Origin of the sequence: Bradyrhizobium lablabi, assembly GCF_900141755.1 — a bacterium.
Lineage (GTDB): Bacteria > Pseudomonadota > Alphaproteobacteria > Rhizobiales > Xanthobacteraceae > Bradyrhizobium > Bradyrhizobium lablabi_A.
Window position 1 is genome coordinate 6774399 of sequence record NZ_LT670844.1, and the last position, 20530, is coordinate 6794928.

The 20530-nt window shown below is 62.4% G+C and carries 22 protein-coding genes and 1 pseudogene; 15 read left to right on the forward strand and 8 right to left on the reverse strand.

The genetic code is table 11. From position 1 onward, the window contains the following. Positions 1–10: 10 nt before the first annotated feature. Complete coding sequence (locus tag B5526_RS31410; RefSeq protein ID WP_079543625.1) at positions 11–925, forward strand: PhzF family phenazine biosynthesis protein; 915 nt, start codon at positions 11–13, stop codon at positions 923–925. A 182-nt stretch (positions 926–1107) separates the two neighbouring features. Here the strand turns inward: B5526_RS31410 and B5526_RS31415 are convergent, their stop codons facing one another. Next, complete coding sequence (locus B5526_RS31415; protein WP_079543626.1) at positions 1108–1569, reverse strand: DUF488 domain-containing protein; 462 nt, start codon at positions 1567–1569, stop codon at positions 1108–1110. Positions 1570–1580: 11 nt separating this feature from the next. Continuing rightward, positions 1581–2363 carry a DUF72 domain-containing protein gene (locus B5526_RS31420; protein ID WP_079545645.1) on the reverse strand — a complete coding sequence of 261 codons (783 nt, stop codon included), beginning with the start codon at positions 2361–2363 and terminating at the stop codon, positions 1581–1583. Positions 2364–2648: 285 nt separating this feature from the next. On the opposite strand from B5526_RS31420, the gene B5526_RS31425 reads away from it, so the two are divergent. The 9 genes and pseudogenes from B5526_RS31425 (at position 2649) to B5526_RS38575 (ending at position 10341) form a co-directional block, all read left to right on the forward strand. Then, positions 2649–3017 (forward strand): hypothetical protein, encoded by a 369-nt coding sequence (locus B5526_RS31425; protein ID WP_079543627.1) that lies wholly within the window; start codon positions 2649–2651, stop codon positions 3015–3017. 97 nt (positions 3018–3114) lie between these two features. Continuing rightward, complete coding sequence (locus B5526_RS31430; RefSeq protein ID WP_079543628.1) at positions 3115–3303, forward strand: hypothetical protein; 189 nt, start codon at positions 3115–3117, stop codon at positions 3301–3303. Positions 3304–3568: 265 nt separating this feature from the next. Further along, positions 3569–4702 (forward strand): glycosyltransferase, encoded by a 1134-nt coding sequence (locus B5526_RS31435; protein ID WP_079543629.1) that lies wholly within the window; start codon positions 3569–3571, stop codon positions 4700–4702. 8 nt (positions 4703–4710) lie between these two features. After that, positions 4711–6213 carry a glycosyltransferase family 39 protein gene (locus tag B5526_RS31440; RefSeq protein WP_079543630.1) on the forward strand — a complete coding sequence of 501 codons (1503 nt, stop codon included), beginning with the start codon at positions 4711–4713 and terminating at the stop codon, positions 6211–6213. 253 nt (positions 6214–6466) lie between these two features. After that, the gene (locus tag B5526_RS31445; protein WP_079543631.1) at positions 6467–7204 is read left to right on the forward strand and encodes a DUF899 family protein; all 738 of its coding nucleotides are present in this window, start codon (positions 6467–6469) and stop codon (positions 7202–7204) included. Positions 7205–7416: 212 nt separating this feature from the next. Beyond that, entirely contained in the window at positions 7417–8559 is a 1143-nt protein-coding gene (locus B5526_RS31450; RefSeq protein WP_079543632.1) for a DUF2778 domain-containing protein, read from the forward strand. A 98-nt stretch (positions 8560–8657) separates the two neighbouring features. After that, complete coding sequence (gene lepB / locus B5526_RS31455; protein ID WP_079543633.1) at positions 8658–9380, forward strand: signal peptidase I; 723 nt, start codon at positions 8658–8660, stop codon at positions 9378–9380. Positions 9381–9422: 42 nt separating this feature from the next. Next, positions 9423–9974 (forward strand): GNAT family N-acetyltransferase, encoded by a 552-nt coding sequence (locus B5526_RS31460; RefSeq protein WP_197688378.1) that lies wholly within the window; start codon positions 9423–9425, stop codon positions 9972–9974. 81 nt (positions 9975–10055) lie between these two features. Continuing rightward, positions 10056–10341: pseudogene (locus B5526_RS38575) on the forward strand (GIY-YIG nuclease family protein). A 177-nt stretch (positions 10342–10518) separates the two neighbouring features. On the opposite strand, the gene groL reads toward B5526_RS38575, so the two are convergent. Continuing rightward, positions 10519–12165, reverse strand: a complete 1647-nt coding sequence (gene groL, locus B5526_RS31465; RefSeq protein WP_079543634.1) for a chaperonin GroEL — start codon at positions 12163–12165, stop codon at positions 10519–10521. Positions 12166–12257: 92 nt separating this feature from the next. Continuing rightward, complete coding sequence (locus B5526_RS31470) at positions 12258–12575, reverse strand: co-chaperone GroES (protein WP_079543635.1); 318 nt, start codon at positions 12573–12575, stop codon at positions 12258–12260. 379 nt (positions 12576–12954) lie between these two features. On the opposite strand from B5526_RS31470, the gene B5526_RS31475 reads away from it, so the two are divergent. The 3 genes from B5526_RS31475 (at position 12955) to B5526_RS31485 (ending at position 15909) form a co-directional block, all read left to right on the forward strand. Continuing rightward, complete coding sequence (locus B5526_RS31475; RefSeq protein ID WP_079545648.1) at positions 12955–13239, forward strand: usg protein; 285 nt, start codon at positions 12955–12957, stop codon at positions 13237–13239. Between the two features lie 62 nt (positions 13240–13301). Further along, positions 13302–13847, forward strand: a complete 546-nt coding sequence (locus tag B5526_RS31480) for a cupin domain-containing protein (protein WP_079543636.1) — start codon at positions 13302–13304, stop codon at positions 13845–13847. Positions 13848–13935: 88 nt separating this feature from the next. Continuing rightward, a complete protein-coding gene (locus tag B5526_RS31485) occupies positions 13936–15909 on the forward strand; it encodes an acyltransferase family protein (protein WP_172842157.1) in 1974 nt (657 codons plus the stop codon). Between the two features lie 10 nt (positions 15910–15919). Here the strand turns inward: B5526_RS31485 and B5526_RS31490 are convergent, their stop codons facing one another. Continuing rightward, positions 15920–17170: a NupC/NupG family nucleoside CNT transporter gene (locus tag B5526_RS31490; protein WP_079543638.1), complete on the reverse strand. Its 1251-nt coding sequence runs from the start codon at positions 17168–17170 to the stop codon at positions 15920–15922. Between the two features lie 169 nt (positions 17171–17339). On the opposite strand from B5526_RS31490, the gene B5526_RS31495 reads away from it, so the two are divergent. After that, positions 17340–17630 (forward strand): BrnT family toxin, encoded by a 291-nt coding sequence (locus B5526_RS31495; protein ID WP_079545650.1) that lies wholly within the window; start codon positions 17340–17342, stop codon positions 17628–17630. Then, positions 17611–17916 (forward strand): BrnA antitoxin family protein, encoded by a 306-nt coding sequence (locus B5526_RS31500; RefSeq protein ID WP_079543639.1) that lies wholly within the window; start codon positions 17611–17613, stop codon positions 17914–17916. The genes B5526_RS31495 and B5526_RS31500 overlap by 20 nt, the downstream gene beginning before the upstream one ends. 18 nt (positions 17917–17934) lie before the next feature. Here the strand turns inward: B5526_RS31500 and B5526_RS31505 are convergent, their stop codons facing one another. The 3 genes from B5526_RS31505 to B5526_RS31515 all read right to left on the reverse strand — a co-directional run bounded on the left by B5526_RS31505 (position 17935) and on the right by B5526_RS31515 (position 20474). Further along, positions 17935–18693, reverse strand: a complete 759-nt coding sequence (locus tag B5526_RS31505; RefSeq protein WP_079543640.1) for an SDR family oxidoreductase — start codon at positions 18691–18693, stop codon at positions 17935–17937. Positions 18694–18708: 15 nt separating this feature from the next. Beyond that, positions 18709–19467, reverse strand: coding sequence for a peptidase (locus B5526_RS31510; protein WP_079543641.1), 759 nt, complete (start codon positions 19465–19467; stop codon positions 18709–18711). Positions 19468–19634: 167 nt separating this feature from the next. Continuing rightward, positions 19635–20474: a transglutaminase family protein gene (locus B5526_RS31515; RefSeq protein WP_079543642.1), complete on the reverse strand. Its 840-nt coding sequence runs from the start codon at positions 20472–20474 to the stop codon at positions 19635–19637. Between the last annotated feature and the right edge of the window lie 56 nt (positions 20475–20530).

The window sequence follows — 20530 nt, forward strand, 5'->3', positions numbered from 1 at the left end:
GAGACATCACATGCAACGGCGTTATATCACCGTGGACGTTTTCACCGACCGCGCCTTTGGCGGCAATCCGCTGGCCGTGGTGCTGGATGCCGGCGGGCTCTCGACCGCGCAGATGCAGGCGATTGCATCGGAGTTCAATTATTCCGAGACCACCTTCGTGCTGCCGCCGCGCGATAGCGCGCATCACGCGCAGGTTCGGATTTTTACCGTACGCTCCGAAATCCCGTTCGCGGGCCATCCCAATGTCGGGACGGCTTTTGTGCTGGCGACGCAGATGACAAAACCGCCTGGGCGATTCCTGTTCGAGGAAGGCGCCGGTCTCGTGCCGGTTGAAATTCTGAAAGAGCAGGGCAAGGCGGTTGGCGCCGAACTCACCGCGCCGCAGCCGCTCAAGAAGCTGACGACGTTTAGCGCCGAACAGGCGGCCGCTTGCCTGTCGCTGTCGGCAGCCGATGTGAGAACCGACCGGCATCCGCCGCTGATTGCTTCCGTCGGGCTGCCGTTCCTGATGGTGGAATTGAACGCGCGCGAGGCGCTGAGACGTGCAAAACCCGACGCTGCCGCGTTTGCCCGCATTTTCCCCTGCGACGGCAGTGACGCGGTCTATTTCTATACGCGCGACGTGCCGCCGTCCGAACGGCCCTGCGACCTGCAGGCGCGGATGTTTCACCCGGGATCGAGCGGGCTTTCCGAAGATCCCGCCACCGGCAGCGCCACCGTCGCCGCCGCGGCGCTGCTCGCCGATCTCGCGGGCGAACGCGACGGCGAATTGAAACTGCGCATCGGCCAGGGCGTCGATATGGGGCGGCCGAGCTTGCTCCTGACGCGGGTGCGGAAGGAAAACGGCGTCGTCGCATCCGCCCATGTCGGCGGGCATTGCGTGCCGATGATGGAAGGAACTTTTCGATTGGCGGGGGAGGGGTGATGAGCGAACCTGCACCATCCACCGTCATTGCGAGGAGCCAACGGGTCGCGCGAACGCGCGCCCGATGACAGGCTCCGCGACGAAGCAATCCAGCTTTTCATCCGTAGAACGAAAGCTGGATTGCATCGCGGAGCCTGTCATCGGGCGGCGCCTTGCGCCGACCCGTTGGCTCGCAATGACGGTTAGACTTGCGGCGCGACCAAATTCTCGATTCTGACCCCGTCACGATCCCCGATGATCTCGGCGATCCATTGCCGGTGGCAATGCAGATGGTCGCGCTCGTAGCAGAGGATGCACACGGGCCCGGACTTCCTGACCAGCGCCGACAACTCGTCGAGTTCTTCTTTCGCCTGCGGCGTCTTCAGGTGCTTCGCATAGATCTTGTGCAGCGCGTCGAACTTGCCGCTGCGCGCGGCCTCGCGGCCGTCCTTGGGCGTGCCGAGGCCGCGCAGGTGCAAATAGGAAATACCGCGCTCGTCGAGCCCCGCGGCAAGCTGGTTTTTTGAAAACCCGGGACGGCGCGAAGACGCGACCGCGCGCACATCGACCAATAGTTTTATGCCGGCCTGCTCGAGTTCGTCGAGCACGGCCTTGGCGGGCGTCTGTTCATAGCCGATGGTGAAGAGTTTTTTCGCCTTGGCCATTTGCCGTCCACTTATTTCACCCGTTCGATCAATTCCATCGCGCCTGATGGCGCGCGCACCTTGCCCTCGTGGATCACATAGGCGAACACATCGCGCGGGGCTTTTTTGGTGCTTGCCGGAGCAACACGCGGCAGATCGTCCGGCTCGCCGCCATCGGCCCATAATTGCAGCCGCTTCGCCCAGGCATCGAGCGCCTTTGGCGGATAGCAGGTCGCGATCTCGTCATTGCCCTTCTGCAGCCGGGCATAAACAAAATCTCCGGCGACATCAGCGATCGCCGGATAGCTGCCATGTTCCGCAAACACGACGGGCGTTTCAAATTTGCGCAACAACGCGATGAACTCGGGTACGCAAAAACTGGCGTGGCGGACCTCAACCACATGGCGGAGGTCGCGACCCTCGAGCCTGCGCGGCAGTAATTCCAAAAACTTGCCGAAGTCGGATTCGTCGAATTTCTTGGTCGGCGCGAATTGCCAGAGCACCGGGCCGAGCCGGTCGCCGAGTTCCAGCACGCCGGTATTGTAAAAATACTTGATGGAATCGCCGGCCTCCGCCAGCACCCGGCGATTGGTGGCGAAGCGCGGCCCCTTCACCGAAAACACAAACCCGTCCGGCACCTCGCGCGCCCATTTCCTAAAACTCTCCGGCTTCTGCGAGCCGTAATAGGTGCCGTTGATCTCGATCGAGGTCAGCTTTGACGCCGCGTATTCGAGCTCCTTCGCCTGCGTCAGCTTTTCCGGATAAAACACCCCGCGCCATGGTGCAAAGGTCCAGCCGCCGACGCCGATATAGATTTTTCCGGAATTTTTTGAGGCGGATTTTGCAGGCGCTTTGGTTTCATGCGCCTTGGCGACGGGCGTCTTGGTTTCAGCCGGCTTGGTTGCAGCCGTCTTGCTTGCAGGCGTCTTCTTGGCGGGGGCTTTGGGGGTCTTGCTCACCGGCTACTCTCGTCGCGAACGGAACCTGGTCTCCCCGAGCCTAGTCAAATCAATCGTGATTGGCCAGTTCGCTCCGGACAGCGCCTTGGCGTTTACGGCAGTCCGGCGTTCACGCTAGGATGATCAAAAAAGGAGAACAAGATGCGGTCGATTATTCTGGCGGTTATCGCGATGTTGCCTTCTGTTGCCATGTCCAATGTTGGCTTGGCCGGCGAGATCGACGAAGCGCACCGGGACGCGGTTGTGGGGCGGGACTCCTACTGGAATTGCCTCGCGCAGGAGTATAACCGCGACAGCAACAAGGGCCTGTCGGGCCAGGATTTTACATCTCTGATCGCCAGCGTTTGTCCGTCCGAGCGGCAGAATTTTCGGGTGACGCTGGTGGATTATCTTTCGATGCAGTTCCCCGACGTCGACGCGGGAGCGCATATGACCACCGCCAACAGCGCCATCGCGGCGGCGCAAAAGGACATCGTGACGGCCTTCATCAAGCACAAGGCGCCGAAATAGCTTGGCCAAATTGGAAATTGCTTGGCCAGATTGTCAGCGAAGCGTTGTATGTCTATTTCCTCGGGGTGAGTTTTTAAGGGGCGGCCGGGATATCGAGATGGACTCGGAAAAAGTAGCAGGCATTTTGGGTGCGATCGTCGCGGCAGCCGTGCTGGGGATGGCGTTTTTCTACGTGCCGATCGGACAAATCAGCAAGCCCCAAACGCAGATTCAAAAGACTGAACAGCCGACGAAACCGGCCCCGCCGGCGGTCAGGGGGCCGGTGATCAGAGAGGTGCCTCAATAGGCCGCAGACGCTGGGCCCGAGCAGGAGCCCCTTGCGGACGGCCCGGATCATCCCTATCTGGTTACTAACGGCGACGTCGATGCTTGATAGCTCCGGCGCTGGGACGACCACTGAATAGATCGGCTGCGCCGGATGTACGCGCGCCCCTGTTCGTGGTCGTTGGCATTTTGGGGCCTGTTTTGGGCCGTTTTTAAGCTCCTCCGACCCCCGTTTCGGGAACTGCGCCTTGGCTTCCCCTGGCGGCGCGGATATACGCTTGGCCGTCATGAATGAAGCCATCAGACCGGGCCCCGAAAGCCAGCCGCAGGCAGTCGCCTCGCCCGAGCTTTCGGTCGTCGTCCCCACCTTCAACGAGCGCGACAACGTCTTAACGCTGTTCCGGCGGCTGGAGACCGCGCTTGCGGGCAAGGCCTTTGAAGTCATCTTCGTCGACGACAATTCCCCCGACGGCACCTGGGACGTCGTGCGCGGGCTGGCGCGGCAGGATTCGCGGGTCCGCTGCATCCGGCGGATCGGGCGGCGCGGCCTGTCGGGCGCGTGCATCGAGGGCATCCTGGCCTCGAGCGCGGCCTGTGCGGCGGTGATCGATGCCGACCTGCAGCATGACGAGACGCAGCTTAAAAAGATGCTGGCGCTTTTGCAGGGCAATGAGGCCGATCTCGTGGTCGGCAGCCGCTACATCGAAGGCGGCAGCGCCGACAGTTTCAACAAGCAGCGTGCCGGCGCCAGCGCGCTCGCGACCGAAGTCGCGCGGCGCGTGCTGCGGGTCAAGATCGCCGATCCCATGAGCGGCTTCTTCATGATCCGCCGCGAGCGGTTCGAGCAATTGGCGCCGCAGCTCTCCACGCAAGGATTCAAGATACTGCTCGATATCATCGCCACCGCGCACGGCGATCTTCGCGTGAAGGAAATCCCCTACACCTTCGGCTCGCGGCTGCACGGCGAGAGCAAGCTCGATTCGATGGTGGCGCTGGATTTTCTGGGGCTGGTGCTCGCGAAACTGACGAATGACGTGGTGTCGTTGCGCTTCCTGTTGTTTGCGATGGTCGGATCGACCGGCCTGTTCGTGCATCTGGCCGCGTTGTTCGTCGCGCTCAATATTCTTGGCTGGCCGTTCCCGCAGGCGCAGGCCTGCGGCGCGGTGGTCGCCATGACCAGCAATTTCATCCTCAACAATTTTCTCACCTATCGCGACCAGCGCCTGAAGGGTTTTGCCATTTTGCGCGGTCTGTTGCTGTTTTATCTCGTCTGCAGCGTTGGGCTGTTCGCCAATGTCGGCGTCGCATTCTCGGTTTACGACAAGCAGCCGATCTGGTGGCTGGCCGGTGCGGCCGGCGCGCTGATGGGCGTGGTGTGGAATTACGCGATGTCCGGGCTGTTTGTCTGGCGCAAGCGATGAACGTTTAGATGACTCCAAGCGATTTGCGGCTCGTCCGCACCACGGCGATGACGATATCGGCGCTGGTAGCGCTGCGGCTGGCCGCAGCCGCCTGGACCCCGCTGACGTTCGACGAAGCCTATTACTGGATGTGGTCGAAACATCTCGCCGGCGGCTATTACGATCATCCGCCTGGCGTCGCCGCGGTGATCCGGCTCGGCACCATGATCGCCGGCGACACCGAACTCGGCGTGCGGCTGGTGTCGATCTTGCTGGCGCTGCCGATGAGCTGGGCGGTGTTTCGCACCGCCTCGATCCTGTTCGGCGGCTTCCGGGTGGCTGCGACCGCTGCCATCCTGCTCAATGTCACGCTGATGGCCGCCATCGGCACGCTGATCGTGACCCCGGACGCGCCGCTGTTGGTGGCCTCGAGCTTTGTGCTGTTTGGTCTGGCAAAAGTGCTGGAGACCGGGCGCGGCGCCTGGTGGCTGGCGGTCGGCGCCGCGGTCGGCGCAGCGCTGTTGTCAAAGTACACGGCGATGTTTTTCGGCCCGGCGATCCTGATCTGGCTGATCGCCGTCCCAAAATTGCGGCGCTGGCTGCTCTCGCCCTGGCTCTATCTCGGCGGCCTGGTTTCGCTGGCGTTATTCTCGCCGGTCATTCTGTGGAACGCCGATCACCACTGGGTCTCCTTCATCAAGCAGATCGGGCGGGCAAGAATTGAGGATTTCAGGCCCGCCTTCATCGGCGAATTGATCCCGACCCAGATCGCGTTCGCAACACCGCTGGTTTTCATCCTCGGCGTGATGGGACTTTACGCGCTCGCAAGGCGCAATGCCGGCGCATCCGCCGCGCGCGTGCTGATCAACGCGACCTTCTGGACCATCGTGGCGTATTTCGTCTGGCATTCGCTGCACGCCCGCGTCGAGGCGAACTGGTTCGCGCCGGTCTATCCGGCCTTCGCGATCGCGGCCGCGGTCGCCGCCAACATCGCGCGATGGGAGAGGCGCCAGCAGCGCATCGTCGATTTCTGCGCGCGCTGGGCCCCGCCGGTCGGCATCGTGATGTTCGCGCTTCTGATCGTGCAGGCCGATACCGGCATGCTGTCGGGCTACCGCCGCGACGCCACCGTGCGCAGTGTCGGCGTCGGCTGGCGCGAACTCGCCTCCGGGATCGAAGCGGTGCGCGCGCGCGTCGGTGCAGCCTGCGTGCTGGCGCCGGATTACGGCACCACCGGCTGGCTCGCCTTCTATCTGCCCAAAGGCACCTGCGTGGTGCAGCCGACGCAGCGCATCCGTTGGGTCAACATGCCCGAGCCGGACCCGGCGCTGCTGAGGGGCAAGCTACTCTATGTCGACGAGGCGCGGCCCGGCGGGCGGCCGTATCTGAAGGACGCGTTCACGCAGGTTGAGCTGGTCGCGGAGCTGCCGCGCAAGCGCGGGCCTTTGACGATCGAGACCTACGCGCTGGATCTGTTGGAGGGGCCGAAGGGCGAAGTGCTCGATCCCTCTCCGCCGCCGGAACTGGAGTGACGGGGGACACGCAATCTCACCCCGTCATTGCGAGCCAACGGGTCGGCGCAAGGCGCCGCCCGATGACAGGCTCCGCGAAGCAATCCAGCTTTGTTACCCGGAAACAGAAAGCTGGATTGCTTCGTCGCTGCGCTCCTCGCAATGACGTGGCGGGAGAGGCGGAAAAAATATTCCGCCGTCCTGTCGGATCGCTCCTCGGCAAAACGTCTTGTAGCCTGGGAACATCCAAAGCCACCAAGCCGGAGGTCATGCCATGAGCAGTTCCACCCAGAAATCCGCCGATATTTCCGCCTTGAAGCCCGCCGCCGAGCTCGCCCGCTTAAGCGGTTTTCGTTTTCCCAACGAAAGCGCCGAATATCGCCGCGCCCGCGAGGGGTTGCTGGCGGAAGAGATCGAGCTTCGCCGCCACATCGAACGCGTCGCCGAGCAGCGCCGCGCGCTGCCGCCGGGCGGTGAGGTCAAGAAGAATTACGCGTTCGAGGGCGAAGCGGGGCCTCTAGGCTTCGCCGAGCTATTCGGCAACAAGGACACGCTCGTGGTCTACAATTACATGTATGGCCCGCAGCGCGAACGGCCGTGCCCGATGTGCACGTCATTGCTGAGCGCATGGGACGGCGAGGTGCCGGACATTCTTCAGCGTGTCGGGCTTGCGATCGTGGCGCGCTCGCCGATCGAACGGCTGAAAGCATTCAAGCGCGAGCGCGGCTGGCATCATCTGCCGCTATACTCGGACATCTCCGGCGAGTTCAGCCGCGATTATCATGGGTTAACCAAGGACGGCGGCGATGACGCCGCGTTCAACGTGTTCACGCGGCGGCCGGAAGGAAACGGGGTCACAATCAGGCATTTTTGGGGCGGCGAGATGAACGGCGCTTCCGCCGATCCCGGACAGGATCCGCGCGGCGCGCCGGACCTGATGCCGCTCTGGACGATTTTGGACGTGACGCCGGAGGGCAGGGGAACCGACTGGTATCCGAAGCTCAATTATTGAGAGCGCGAGCCCCGCGCGCCCCGTAATTTTGCGGGCGCGCGGGGCTTGCGTTAACGCTATTTCCCACCGCCCAACATCTGCCCGCACTTAATCTGCATTTAACTAAAAGTCGCCTTAATGACGCTCCGCGCCTCTGCGAGATGCTCTGCCGGGACTTCCCCGTGCGGCGGCATCGAGAGGAACAAAGTGGACATTGTGTGGGCGCAAGGTGAATGAGTACGAGTGCGTGTGTTGAGTTCGCGGCGTTCAAGCCAAGACGTTCATCCCGAAAAACCATCTCGCAGAACCTCTTCGGCGGCGCCGCCATCGCCTGCCTCGTGCTCGGCTGTGGTTGGACCGTCTATACCAACATCCTGGCGGCCAGCGTCTATCCGTCGCTCGGCAGCGCCCGCTACGACGAGCCCGTAATCAAGTCGCAGCCCAGGCTCGCCGCGCGGTCCGCAACACAGGCCGTCAACGAGGTGTTTGCGGCGCTGCCTGATGCGGCTCCGGTGATTTCGAAGCCGGCAACCGTCGCACCGATCACGCCGCCCATGTTCAACGAACGGTTTGCAGCGTCCGAGGCGCAAGGCGTGCCGTCGAACGCAGCGAACGCATCCCCGCCGGGCGAGGCGCCGAAGCTCGCGTCCAAGGAAACCTCCAAGACCTCCTCGCTCGCGGCAAAAGTCGCCGAGGCGCCGAAGAAGGAAACCTCGCCGGCGCCGGTCAAGGTTGCCGCACTTCCCGTTCCGCCGCCCCCGGGCGAGGCCAAGACCGCGAACAGCGCAGGCATGACGGTCCGCGACATGGCGCAACGCGCAAAAGCGGCCGTGATGTCGATCGCCTCCACCGAGAAGCGGACGGTCTTTGAAAAGCTCTGGGGCAAGCAGCCGTCGCAGGGCTCGCTGCTGGCCTATGCCTCCGCCGACGCCAGCATCACCGGCAGCCTCGGGCAAAACCAGAACCCGGCGCTCGGCGGATCGGCGCCCTATGATCGCTCGACCGCGGTCTATGATATCTCCGCGCACATGGTCTATCTGCCCGACGGCACCAAGCTGGAAGCCCATTCCGGCCTCGGCGACAAGCTCGACGATCCATCTTCGGCGAAGATCAGGATGCGCGGGGTGACGCCGCCGCATATCTACGAATTGAAGCCGCGCGAGGCGCTGTTTCACGGCGTGCCGGCGTTGCGGCTAACCCCGATCGGCGGCGAGGAGGCGATCTACGGCCGCAGCGGGTTGCTCGCGCATAGCTTCATGCTCGGCGCCAACGGCGATTCCAACGGCTGCGTCTCGTTCCGCGACTACAACGCCTTCCTCAACGCCTACCGCAATCAGGGCATCAAGCGCCTCGCCGTGGTCGCACGGGTGGAGTGAGTCCTATATTGCCGGCTATTTGCTTTTGACGCCGAGCGTTGCATATTGACGTTCGTCTTTCCGGCTAATCCGGCTGGTTCGTGCGGAACGCCCATTTCATGACGCTGGCTCAGGAAGCAAAATCAGAATCGCCGTGGGCGATTGGAGGGCTTGTCGCCCTCAGCTTCGTCCTGATGGTTCTGTTGCTGTCGCTCCCGCTGCTGGTTCGCACGTTCCTGTTCCAGCCCTTCAATATTCCATCCACCTCGATGATGCCGACATTTCTGTTGGGCGATTATTTCTTCGTTTCGAAATATGCCTATGGTTTTCCGGCGCCGCTGTCGTCGGGACGCATTTTAGGGTCGGAGCCGGCCCGCGGCGACGTGGTCGCGTTCTTGTTGCCGAAGGATACTTCAACCGTTTTCATCAAGCGCGTGGTGGGATTGCCGGGCGATCGCATTCAAATGAAGCAAGGGTTGCTTCACATCAACGGCGTTCCCGTAGCGCGCGACCGTCTGGCCGATTTCGTTGGCCTGGATCCCTGTGGATCGGATGCTCGGGCCAATACGAAGCACTGGCGCGAAACCCTGCCGAACGGGGCGAGCTATGAGATCCTGGATTGCGTCGATAACGGCTTTTACGACAACACCAACGTCTACACCGTGCCTTCAGGCCATTTCTTCATGCTCGGCGACAACCGCGACAATTCGACCGACAGCCGGGTGCTTTCGACGGTCGGTTATGTGCCACGGGAAAATATCATCGGCCGTGCCGGGCTGATCTTCTTTTCCCGCTCCCCGTCAGCGGTGCGTTGGGGTCGGATCGGCCAGTTCGTTCATTGAGCGGTTGGTTCCCCCGAGGCTGAACAAGGCTATCACCAAACGATGTCACAACCTGATTTCCAACCAACGCTGATCGGCCCGACCGTGACGGTCAGACCGATCATGGCCTCAGACTGGCCCGAGCTGTTCGCAGCCGGCTCCGATCCGGAGATCTGGAAGGTGCATCCCTCTCCCGATCGCTACACCGAGCCGGCCTTCAGGGCGTATTTCGACAGCGCGGTCGCCTCGAAAATGGCGTTTGTGTTCGTCGACCGGTCGACCGGCGCCCTGATCGGCTCGAGCCGCTATCACGGCTATGACGCCGAACGGAGCGAGATCGAGATCGGCTGGACGTTTGTAGTCCGCTCCCATTGGGGTGGGGCGACCAATCGCGAGGTCAAGCGCCTGATGCTCGACCACGCCTTCACGTCAGTCGATACCGTCATCTTCTGGGTGGGCGAGAAAAACTGGCGCTCGCAGGGTGCGATGAAAAAGATCGGCGGCGTGCGGCGCGACGGGCTCTTTACCCGGGAGTCGTCCGGTGCGGTGCCGTATTTCATCTTCGAAATCGGCAAGAGCCGATATCAGCAGGGCGGCCGGGCGCTGGTCGAGTGAAGTTTCTATGGCACTATCATTCGTCATTCCGGGGCACGCCACTTCGCGCGAGCCCGGAATCCATAACCCCCGATGCCCGCGATGGCGTACTGCGTCTATCTACTTGCGAACAGGAAGCACGGCACGCTTTATCTCGGCGTGACAAACGACATCGTGCGGCGTGTACGAGCATCGAACCAAGATCGTTCAGGGCTTTACGAAACGATACGGCGTCGACAAACTTGTCTGGTTCGAAATCTATGACGACGTAACGACCGCGATCGCCCGCGAAAAAGAACTCAAGAAATGGCGGCGCGACTGGAAGATCCGGCTGATCGAAGAGCAGAATCCGGGCTGGGTGGATCTTTATCCCGGTATTTCAAACTGACATTGGGGGTTATGGATTCCGGGCCCGCGCCAAGTGGCGCGTCCCGGAATGACGACTGAGTTCTTGGCGTCGCGGTTCGCTTCACGGGGCTACGCTGACAACGCCTACGCCAGTAACGAAAAAACCCCGGCATCGCTGCCGGGGTTTTGCGTCGTCGTAATCGGCTGTACGGCCGGATCAGAAATCCATGCCGCCCATGCCGCCGCCGGGGGGCATGCCGCCGGCGCCGGCGCCGGTGTTCTTCTTCGGCATTTCGGCCACCATGGCTTCGGTGGTGATCAGGAGCGCGGCAACGGAGGCCGCGTTCTGGATCGCCGCACGCACCACCTTGGTCGGGTCGATGATGCCCTTCTTGACGAGATCGCCATATTCGCCGGTCTGCGAGTCGAAACCGTAGGAATACTGGTCCTTCTCGAGGATCTTGCCGACGATCACGGAACCGTCTTCACCGGCATTGATCGCAATCTGGCGGGCCGGCCAGGACAGCGCCTTGCGCACGATCTCGACGCCGGTCTTCTGGTCGTCGTTCTTGGTGCGGATGCCCTTGAGGTGCTCGGAGGCACGCAGCAGAGCGACGCCGCCGCCCGGCACGATGCCTTCTTCAACGGCCGCGCGGGTCGCATGCATCGCGTCATCAACGCGATCCTTGCGCTCCTTGACTTCGACCTCGGTCGCGCCGCCGACGCGGATCACCGCGACGCCGCCGGCGAGCTTGGCCAGACGCTCCTGCAGCTTCTCACGGTCGTAGTCCGAGGTGGTTTCCTCGATCTGCGCCTTGATCTGCGCCACCCGCGCCTCGATGTCGGCCTTCTTGCCGGCGCCGTTGACGATGGTGGTGTTCTCCTTGTCGATCATCACCTTCTTGGCGCGACCGAGCATCTGCAGCGTGACGTTCTCGAGCTTGATGCCGAGATCTTCCGAGATCGCCGTACCGCCGGTCAGGATCGCGATGTCCTGCAGCATGGCCTTGCGGCGATCGCCGAAGCCCGGAGCCTTGACGGCCGCGACCTTCAGACCACCGCGCAGACGGTTGACGACGAGGGTGGCGAGTGCCTCGCCTTCGACGTCTTCCGCGATGATGACCAGCGGCTTGCCGGTCTGCACCACGGCTTCCAGCAGCGGCAGCAGCTCGTTCAGCGAGGAGAGCTTCTTCTCGTTGATCAGGATATAGGGGTCTTCCATCTCAACGCGCATCTTGTCGGCGTTGGTGACGAAGTAGGGCGAGATGTAACCGCGGTCGAACTGCATGCCCTCGACGACCTCGAGTTCGGTCTCGAGCGACTTGGCTTCCTCAACCGTGATGACGCCCTCGTTGCCGACCTTCTTCATGGCGTCGGAGAGGAACTTTCCGATCTCGGCGTCGCCATTGGCGGAGATGGTGCCGACCTGGGCGATTTCGTCGTTCGAGGTAACCTTCTTGGAGTTCTTGACGAGGTCGGCGACCACGGCTTCCACGGCGAGGTCGATACCGCGCTTCAGATCCATCGGGTTCATGCCGGCGGCAACCGACTTGGCGCCTTCGCGGACGATCGCAGCCGCCAGCACGGTCGCGGTGGTGGTGCCGTCGCCGGCCGCATCGGCCGACTTGGAGGCGACTTCGCGCACCATCTGGGCGCCCATGTTCTCGAACTTGTCGTCAAGCTCGATTTCCTTGGCGACGGTGACGCCGTCCTTGGTGACGCGGGGTGCGCCGAACGACTTGTCGAGCACGACGTTGCGGCCCTTGGGGCCGAGCGTCACCTTGACCGCGTTGTTGAGAATGTCGACACCGCGCAGCATGCGGTCGCGCGCCTCGACGCCGAATTTAACTTCCTTAGCTGACATATTTGGTTTTCCCTGAGTTGATGTCGGTCTCTCACCCTTCGAGAGGCGCCTTGCAGGCGCTCCTCAGGGTGAGCCGTGTGCAGGCTTTGGCCTTACGCGGCCTTCTTCTTGGCGGCGGGGAGGTCGGTGAGAACACCCATGATATCGCTCTCCTTCATGATCAGGAGATCCTCGCCGTCGAGGACGACCTCAGTGCCCGACCACTTGCCGAACAGCACGCGGTCGCCGACCTTGAGGTCGATCGGGATCAGCTTGCCATTTTCGTCACGGCCGCCGGGACCGACCGCGGTGATTTCGCCTTGCGAGGGCTTCTCCTTGGCAGTGTCCGGAATGATGATGCCGCCCTTGGACTTTTCTTCGGCCTCGATGCGCTTGACCACAACGCGGTCATGGAGCGGACGGAATTTCATACAGTCCTCCTAAGCTTTTGAAGATGTTGCCAGTTTTTGAAAATTAGCAGTCCCCGCCGGCGAGTGCCAGCGCGGCTGCAGACGACATAGGCCAGACTTGTTCCGGGGACAAGGGCTTCTAGCAGAAAAACTGGCACTCAAATATGACGCCTGCCAATTTCGTTAATCATGATTAATCGGCCAGAATGGACGTCGAAAGCCGGTATTAGCACGTGCGGTAAGCTGCTGCTAACGCAAGAATTTTCAACAGTTCATTAAACATTTAGGCTTGTGATGGGTTGGTCATGTGCGTCACATTTCTCTCATGTGAGCGCATCTCCACCGGGTGGCTCCCGGTCGGCGGCCATCTCGGGAATGCGCTCCAGCAATGGAGGTTGGCATGGTCTCGCGGGTTGGGGTTTCCGAGGATTTCCGGAAGCAGGTGCTGGGTTACGGGCTGACAACGGCCCAAATTCTCTATCGCATGCCGGATCACCCCTCGTTGTTACAAACCTATGTCTGGCAGAACTACGATCTGTGCCCGAATTTCCCGGTGCTGAAGGACTTCCTCGCATTCTGGCAGGAGAAGCTGGAAGGCCCGCTTCATTCGGTGACCGTTGCGCATTCCAAGCTGATCAAGCCCGCCGAATTGCGTGCGGTCGACGGCGTGTTCCGGCTGCACTGAAAAGGACCCGAAGCGCGAACTGTGCTAACGTTCTCCCACAACGTGCAACAGGGAGAACGTCAATGGCCAAGCAGAAGCCGACATCGCGGGCCGCGGCCAAGGCCGCCGCGCAGAAAAAATCTCCGGCGGGCAAGACTGCCCATAAAACCGCAGCCAAATCCACAGCACGAAAAAAGCTCAAGGCCAAAGCGCGTGCCGTGCCGTCGGCAAAGCGCGCGCGTCCGAAACAGCGCATCGCGATCAGCCATTACCGCGACGAGGATTTCAAGGCCGATGGCTTGCGCGCTTACGCAAAATACCGCGATCTCGGCATTGCCGATGCCACAAACGGCCTGGCGCGGGCGCATGTGATCCGCCTGATCGGGCCGTGCAATCCGGCCGAGGTTTCAAAGCTGCATTTCCACGACGTCGACTTCCAGATGGTCTATGTGCTGAAAGGCTGGGTCAAAACCTACATCGAAGGTCACGGCGAGACCCTGATGAAGGAGGGCACCAGCTGGACCCAGCCGCCCCGCATCAAGCACCTGATCCTGGATTATTCCGACGATGTCGAACTATTGGAAGTGATCCTGCCCGCGGACTTCAAGACCGTCGAACTCGCGGCATGATGCCCGCGCGCCTCATCATGCGTTTGTCGCGCTGCCGGACCTCTTTCCACCAGGCTGGTTTCAATCAGGCTTGGGCGGCATAGCGATTGTGAGGCGCGACTATCGCGAAGACATCGACTGGCTGCGCGCCATCGCCGTGCTGGCGGTGGTCGCGTTCCATTTCGAGGCGCCGGCGGTTTACGGCGGCTTTGTCGGCGTCGATATCTTCTTCGTGATCTCGGGCTATCTGATTACCGGGATCATCCAGTCTGAAGTAAAAAGCGGGACCTTTTCCTTCGCGCAGTTCTATGAGCGGCGGGTGCGCCGGCTGCTGCCCGCGCTTTACGCCATGGTGGTGCTGACGGCCATCCCCTCGTTCCACTATCTTTTGACATCGGAGCGGCAGGAATTCTTCCGCTCGGTCGCAGCGGTCGTGACCTTCACCTCGAATTTCTTCTTCTGGTTCCAGACCGGCTATTTCGAGCATGCCGCGGTCGAAAAACCTTTGCTGCACACCTGGTCGCTGGCGGTCGAGGAGCAATTTTATCTGGCGCTGCCGCTGTCGTTATGGGCGCTGCTGCGCTTTGTAGGCGGCCGCCGCGTCGTGCCCGCAGCACTCGGCGTGCTGTCGTTGGCATCGTTTGCGCTGTGCATCTGGCTGATGCGGACCGACCGCTCCGCCGATGCGTTCTTCATGAGCCCGCCGCGCGCCTGGGAATTCTTGATCGGCGGCATCGTTGCGATCCCCGGCTTTCCGGTGTTGCGCCATGCGCTGGCGCAAGCAGTCGCGCGCGCCACAGCGCTGGTGCTGATCGCGATCCCGATATTCTCGCTGCGGCAAGGGCCGGGATTTCCGGGCTTCAACGCGCTGACGCCGTGCATCGGCGCCGCGATGTTCACCTGGAGCGGCATCGGCGTGCCGACGTTGAAGCGAAGTCGCTATTCGCCGTTCAATGTCGCAAGATTTTTCGGGCAGATTTCCTATTCGCTCTATCTCTGGCATTGGCCGCTGTTCACCTTTGCGCGGTTCTCCAAGGCAGGCCTCGTGCTCGGCGCGACCGACAAGGTCGCGCTGTTCGCGCTGACGGTTTTGATCTCGTCTCTGTCGTGGCGATTTGTCGAACAGCCGTTCCGGCTGAAGGGGCTGGCGCCGACACGCGGGTTCATGTTTCGCATCGCCGGCCTTGCAACGCTGGTCTTGCTGGCCGGCAGCGCCCTTGGGATCGTCGCCAGCCAAAGGCCGTCGGAAGCCGACCGCGTCGCGCTGCAGCTGGAATCCTTTAACGCCTATGATTACCAGCCGCTCTATCGCTTCGGCAGTTGTTTCGCGCCTGCGAGCGGCGTCCTCGACGAGGTGTGTCTTGCTTTCGCGCCCGATAAAACAAATTTGCTGCTCTGGGGCGACAGTCTGGCCGCGCATTATTTCCATGGTCTTGGCAAGACAACCGATCCGCGACTGACAAAAACCCTGCAGGCGACCCAGGCGGCGTGCATGCCGACCTTCAATGCGGCGGCGCAGGGCAATGCGTGGTGTCGCGGTTTTGCCGGCCAGATGGATGCATTTTTTGCCGATCACAAGCCGGCCCTCGTCATTCTCTCGGCGGACTGGCTGGAATATTCCCGCCCGCCGCGGTTCGACGGCATGATCGCCGACCTCAAGCAAACCATCGCCAAACTCAACGAGCGGGGCGTGCCTGTGGTGCTGCTCGGCCCCGCCGTGCAGTTCAGAAGCCGGCTGCCGTCGATGCTGATGCGCGCGCATCTGCGCCAGGTCGACGCGCGCCCCGATGATTTCGTGCTGCCCGAAATTTTCGATCTCGACCGCAACATGAAGGCGGCGCTGCCGGCGCATGAAGGGTTTTCCTACATCTCTGTGGTCGATGTGATCTGTCCCGCGCGGCAATGTCCGCTCACCCTCGACGGCGGCATTCCCCTGGCGTGGGATCACGCGCATCTGACCGCGGAGGGGTCGGTCTATGTGGTGAGCAGGCTGGCGCTCAAACGCGTCATTCCGGGGCAGCCCGCAGGGCTGAACCCGGAATCTCGAGATTCCGGGTCCACGCTGACGCGTGTCCCGGAATGACGCCAAGGCGTCACGTCATCACACCCACGATCGCGCCCATCAGGCAGGTCGTCAGCGTGCCGGATACGATCGATTTTAGTCCCAGCGAATTGATCTCGTCGCGGCGCTCCGGCGCCATGGTGCCGAGGCCGCCGATCATGATGCCGAGGCTGCCGAAATTGGCAAAGCCGCACATCGCGTAGAGCATGATCAGCCGCGAACGCGGATCGAGCGCCTCAGTGCCGAGCTTTGACAGATCGACATAGGCGATCAGCTCGTTGAGCACGGTCTTGGTGCCCATCAGGCTGCCGGCGGTGATCGCCTGCGACCAGGGCAGGCCCATCAGCCAGCACACCGGTGCCATGATATAACCGAGCATCCGTTGCAGCGAAACGCGCGTGCCCCCGATTTCGGGCAACAGTCCGAGGAAGGCATTGGCGAGATAGACCAGCGCCACCAGCACGATCAACATCGCGACAATGTTGAGCAGCAGCTCCAACCCGGCCGTGGTGCCCTTGACAATGGCGTCCATGGTGGAGGAGGTGTGCATTTTGGGGTCCTCCAACGCGCCGCCGGTGCGCGCTTCGCTTGTCTCCGGCACCATGATCAGGCTGATCAGGATCGCCGCCGGCGCGCCGAGCACGGAAGCGATGACAAAATGCGCCGCCGCGTCCGGGATGAGGGGCGCGAGCAGTGTGGCGTAGAGCACCAGCACGGTGCCGGCGATGCCGGCCATGCCGCCGGTCATCACCAGGAACAATTCGCTGCGCGTCAGCTGAGCCAGATAGGGCCGGATGAACAGGGGGGATTCCACCATGCCGAGAAAGATGTTGGCGGCCGTCGACAGCCCGACCGCGCCGCCGACGCCGAGCGTGCGTTCCAACAGCCACGCCATGCCGCGCACCACCGGCGGCAGCACGCGCCAGTAGAACAACAGCGCGGTGAGCACGCTCATGACCAGCACGATCGGCAGCGCCTGAAACGCCAGGATAAAATCCGCGCCGGGCGCTTTCAGGTCGAACGGCAGCGCGGCGCCGCCGAGATAGCCGAACACGAAGGACGTGCCCGCGCGCGAGGCCGACGAAATCGCGCCGACGGCATCGTTGATGACACCGAACGCATGCGCGACGAGGGGCAATTTTATCAGCACCACGGCGGTGAGGACGGTAACCACGAGCCCGATCGCCGCCTGTCGCAGCGAAACCGCGCGGCGGTTCTCGCCGAATGCCCATGCAATCAGGAGCAACGCGATGACACCGAACGCCGATTGCAGTTGAAGCATGATTCCCCCGAGGCCGGGGTGATTATGAGGGCAGGGCCGCAGGCTACGCAAGGTGATGCCCAGCGGATGGATGCCAATACTCCAGTTGAACAGGCGGTTTCGCCGCATCGACGGCCGCTTGACACTACCCGGTTGTAACGCCATATTTGTAGTTACTAGCGAGGTGGCGGTGCGTTGGACGTGGGACCCGGACAAGGCGGCGGCAAACCGCGTCAAGCATGGCTTGTCGTTCGAAACCGCGGTGCTGGTGTTTGACGATCCGCTGCACGCATCAAGGCCGGACCCACACGCGGATGGCGACCGCTGGCATACGATCGGACTTGTTGGGTCAGTGTTGCTGCTGGTGGTTCACACCTTGCCGGAAACCTACTCCGAAAAAGCCGATCAGGTCGGTCGCATCATCAGTGCCCGCAAGGCCACCGCGCACGAAAGGAAAATCTATGAAGAAGGGAACTTCTAAGCGGTTGTCGTCTAAGCAATTGGCGGAACTGAAGTCGCTGGCTGCTCTGCCCGATAGCGCCATCGATACCTCGGACGCGCCGGAGCTTCTTGACTGGTCCGGGGCCAAGCGTGGTCTTTTCTATCGGCCGGTCAAGCAGCAACTAACGCTTCGCCTCGACGCCGACGTGGTCGACTGGTTCAAGCGCCACACGAAATCCGATGAGGGCTATCAAACCCGTATCAACCGGGCCCTGCGCGAGTACGTGCAGGGGCAGGCAGCCAGGAGCCGACGTTCGCGGGCGTGAATCGCGCCGCGCTGTTGCTCACCCCCGTCCGACGAACGGCATCTTGCTCGCCATCACCGTCATGAACAGCACGTTGGCGTCGAGGGGCAGGCTTGCCATGTAGGCGACGGCGTCGCCGACCGCCTTGGCGTCCATGCGCGGCTCCGGCATCTTGCGGCCGTCGGGCTGCAGCACGCCGTCGACCATGCGGTCGGTCATCGGAGTTGCGGCGTTGCCGATGTCGACCTGGCCGACCGCGATGTCGTAGGCGCGGCCGTCAAGGTTGGTTGCTTTCGTCAAGCCGGTGATGGCGTGTTTGGTCGAGGTGTAGGCGGCCGAGAACGGCCGCGGCGCGTGCGCGGAGATCGAGCCGTTGTTGATGATGCGGCCGCCGCGCGGGGTCTGGTCCTTCATGATGCGGAACGCGTGCTGCGTGCACAGGAAGGGCGCGGTCAGATTGGTGGCGACCACGGCCTGCCATTGCACGAGGCTCAGATCCTCGAACGGCACCGGCGGCGCGCCCATGCCGGCATTGTTGAAGAGCACGTCGAGCCGGCCGTAGACCTCCATCACCTTGGCAAACAGGGCTGCGATCGAGCCGGGATCGGTCATGTCGGCGGAAACCGCAAGGCTCTTGCCGACATTGTCGCCGAGCTTCTTGGTCTCCTCCAGCATCTCCATGCGGCGTCCGGCGAGCACGACGGTAAAGCCGGCGTTCATCAGCGCCAGCGACGCCGCGCGTCCGACGCCGGTGCCCGCGCCGGTCACGACGGCTATTCTGTTCTTTACCTCGGTCATTTGCTTCCTGCCTTTTTAAGTTTTTCGTTCTGTTTCGGTCTTGTAGGGTGGTCTCGGGATATTCTGATGCGCCGCGCGCAGCGCCGCCGACCAGCGCGAGCGCAGGTCGTGGAAATACGGCTCGCCGGCTTCGATGCGGTGATTGAGGTCGGCGTCGCAGACGTCGGTGCGCGCCACCAGCACGTCGATCGGCAGGCCGACGCCGAGATTGGAGCGCATCGTCGAATCCATCGAGATCAGGCTGGTCTTCAGCGCCTCATAGAGTTCGACGTCGTAATGCATAGCGCGGTCGAGCACCGGCTTGCCGTATTTGTGCTCGCCGATCTGCAGATAGGGCGTGTCGGTGGTGCATTCGATGAAATTGCCGGCCGGGTAGACCATGAACAGCCGCATCCGCGAGCCCTTGATCTGGCCGCCGAACAGGAAAGAGACGTCGAAATTGATGTCCTCGGACTGCAGCGCGATGCCTTCGGTGGCATGCACCGCCCGGATCGCCCGGCCGATCCGTTGCGCGGCCTGGAACATGGTCGGCGCGTTGAGGAGCGTTTCGATATCGCCGGTGTGGGGGTCTTCGAGCCCTTCGGTCAGGGTCGACAGCACCGACTGGCTGATCGCGAGATTGCCGGCGCTCGCAATCGCCATGATGCGCTCACCCGGCTTTGAAAAGATATGGAGCTTGCGAAAGGTCGAGACGTTGTCGAGACCGGCATTGGTCCTGGTGTCGGCGATCATGACCAGCCCCTCGCGCACCAGCACTCCGCAACAATAGGTCATTTCCGCAATCCCCGAGCTCAGGCAGCGGGAATTAGTAGCCAATTTTGCACGTGGCTCCAACCCCATTCGGGCATCGCTCTTCGTCATTCCGGGGCGCGCGTTAGCGCGAACCCGGAATCTCGAGATTCCGGGTCTGGTCCTTCGGACCATCCCGGAATGACCAGATTTCACGACTGGCTCTGCGACTGCCCCTGGCGTCCGCCGGCCTGGTCGACCTTGACCATAACCGACAGGGTTTCCGTGCCGCCGCCATAGCGGGTGCCGCGCACGGGTGCTGCGCCGAGATAATCGAGCCCGATGGCGACGCGGGCATGCGCGTCGGTGGTGCAGATGCCGTTGGCCGGATCGAACCCGACCCAGCCCAGACCCGGCACGAACGCCTCCGCCCAGGCATGGCCGGCCTCCTGATTGACCATCCCGTCGGAGCGCAGGAAATGCCCGGAGACGAAGCGCGCCGGAACGCCGCCGCTGCGCGCGCAGGCGATGAAGATATGCGCATAGTCCTGGCACACCCCGCGTTTCAGGCCGAAGGCTTCCACCGCCGAGGTGCCGCTGTTGGTGGGGTCTTCGTCGAAGGTCATGTGCTCGTTGATCTGCATCATCAGCGCATGCAGGAATCCGAGCACGTCGTTTTCCGATTCCGAGCGCAGCTCGCGGGCAAAACTCGCCATCGCCGGATTGACTTCCGTCAGCTGCGTCGAGCGCAGGAACAGGCTCGGCGGAAAGCGCTCATCGGTTCCCTTGAGCACGCCGCCGGTGTCGTGGGTCTCGATCAGGCCCTCGACACGGATGGTGAGATCGGCGATCGGCCCGTGGGTCAGGACGTGCGTGACATTGCCGAACGCATCCTGGTGCACGTCGAGCCGGGAATCGGTGGAAACGTCGATCTGCCATTCGGCGACATATTGCCCGTCATGGCTGCCAGGCGTCATCCGCAGGATCTGAATCACGCCGGTCGCCGGCGGCTCGTAGCGATAGCGGGTGGAATGGGCGATTCGCAGGCGCATGACTTACCAGGACAGAATTAGGGTTCAGGCTACATTAGTTCGTCATGCCCGGGCTT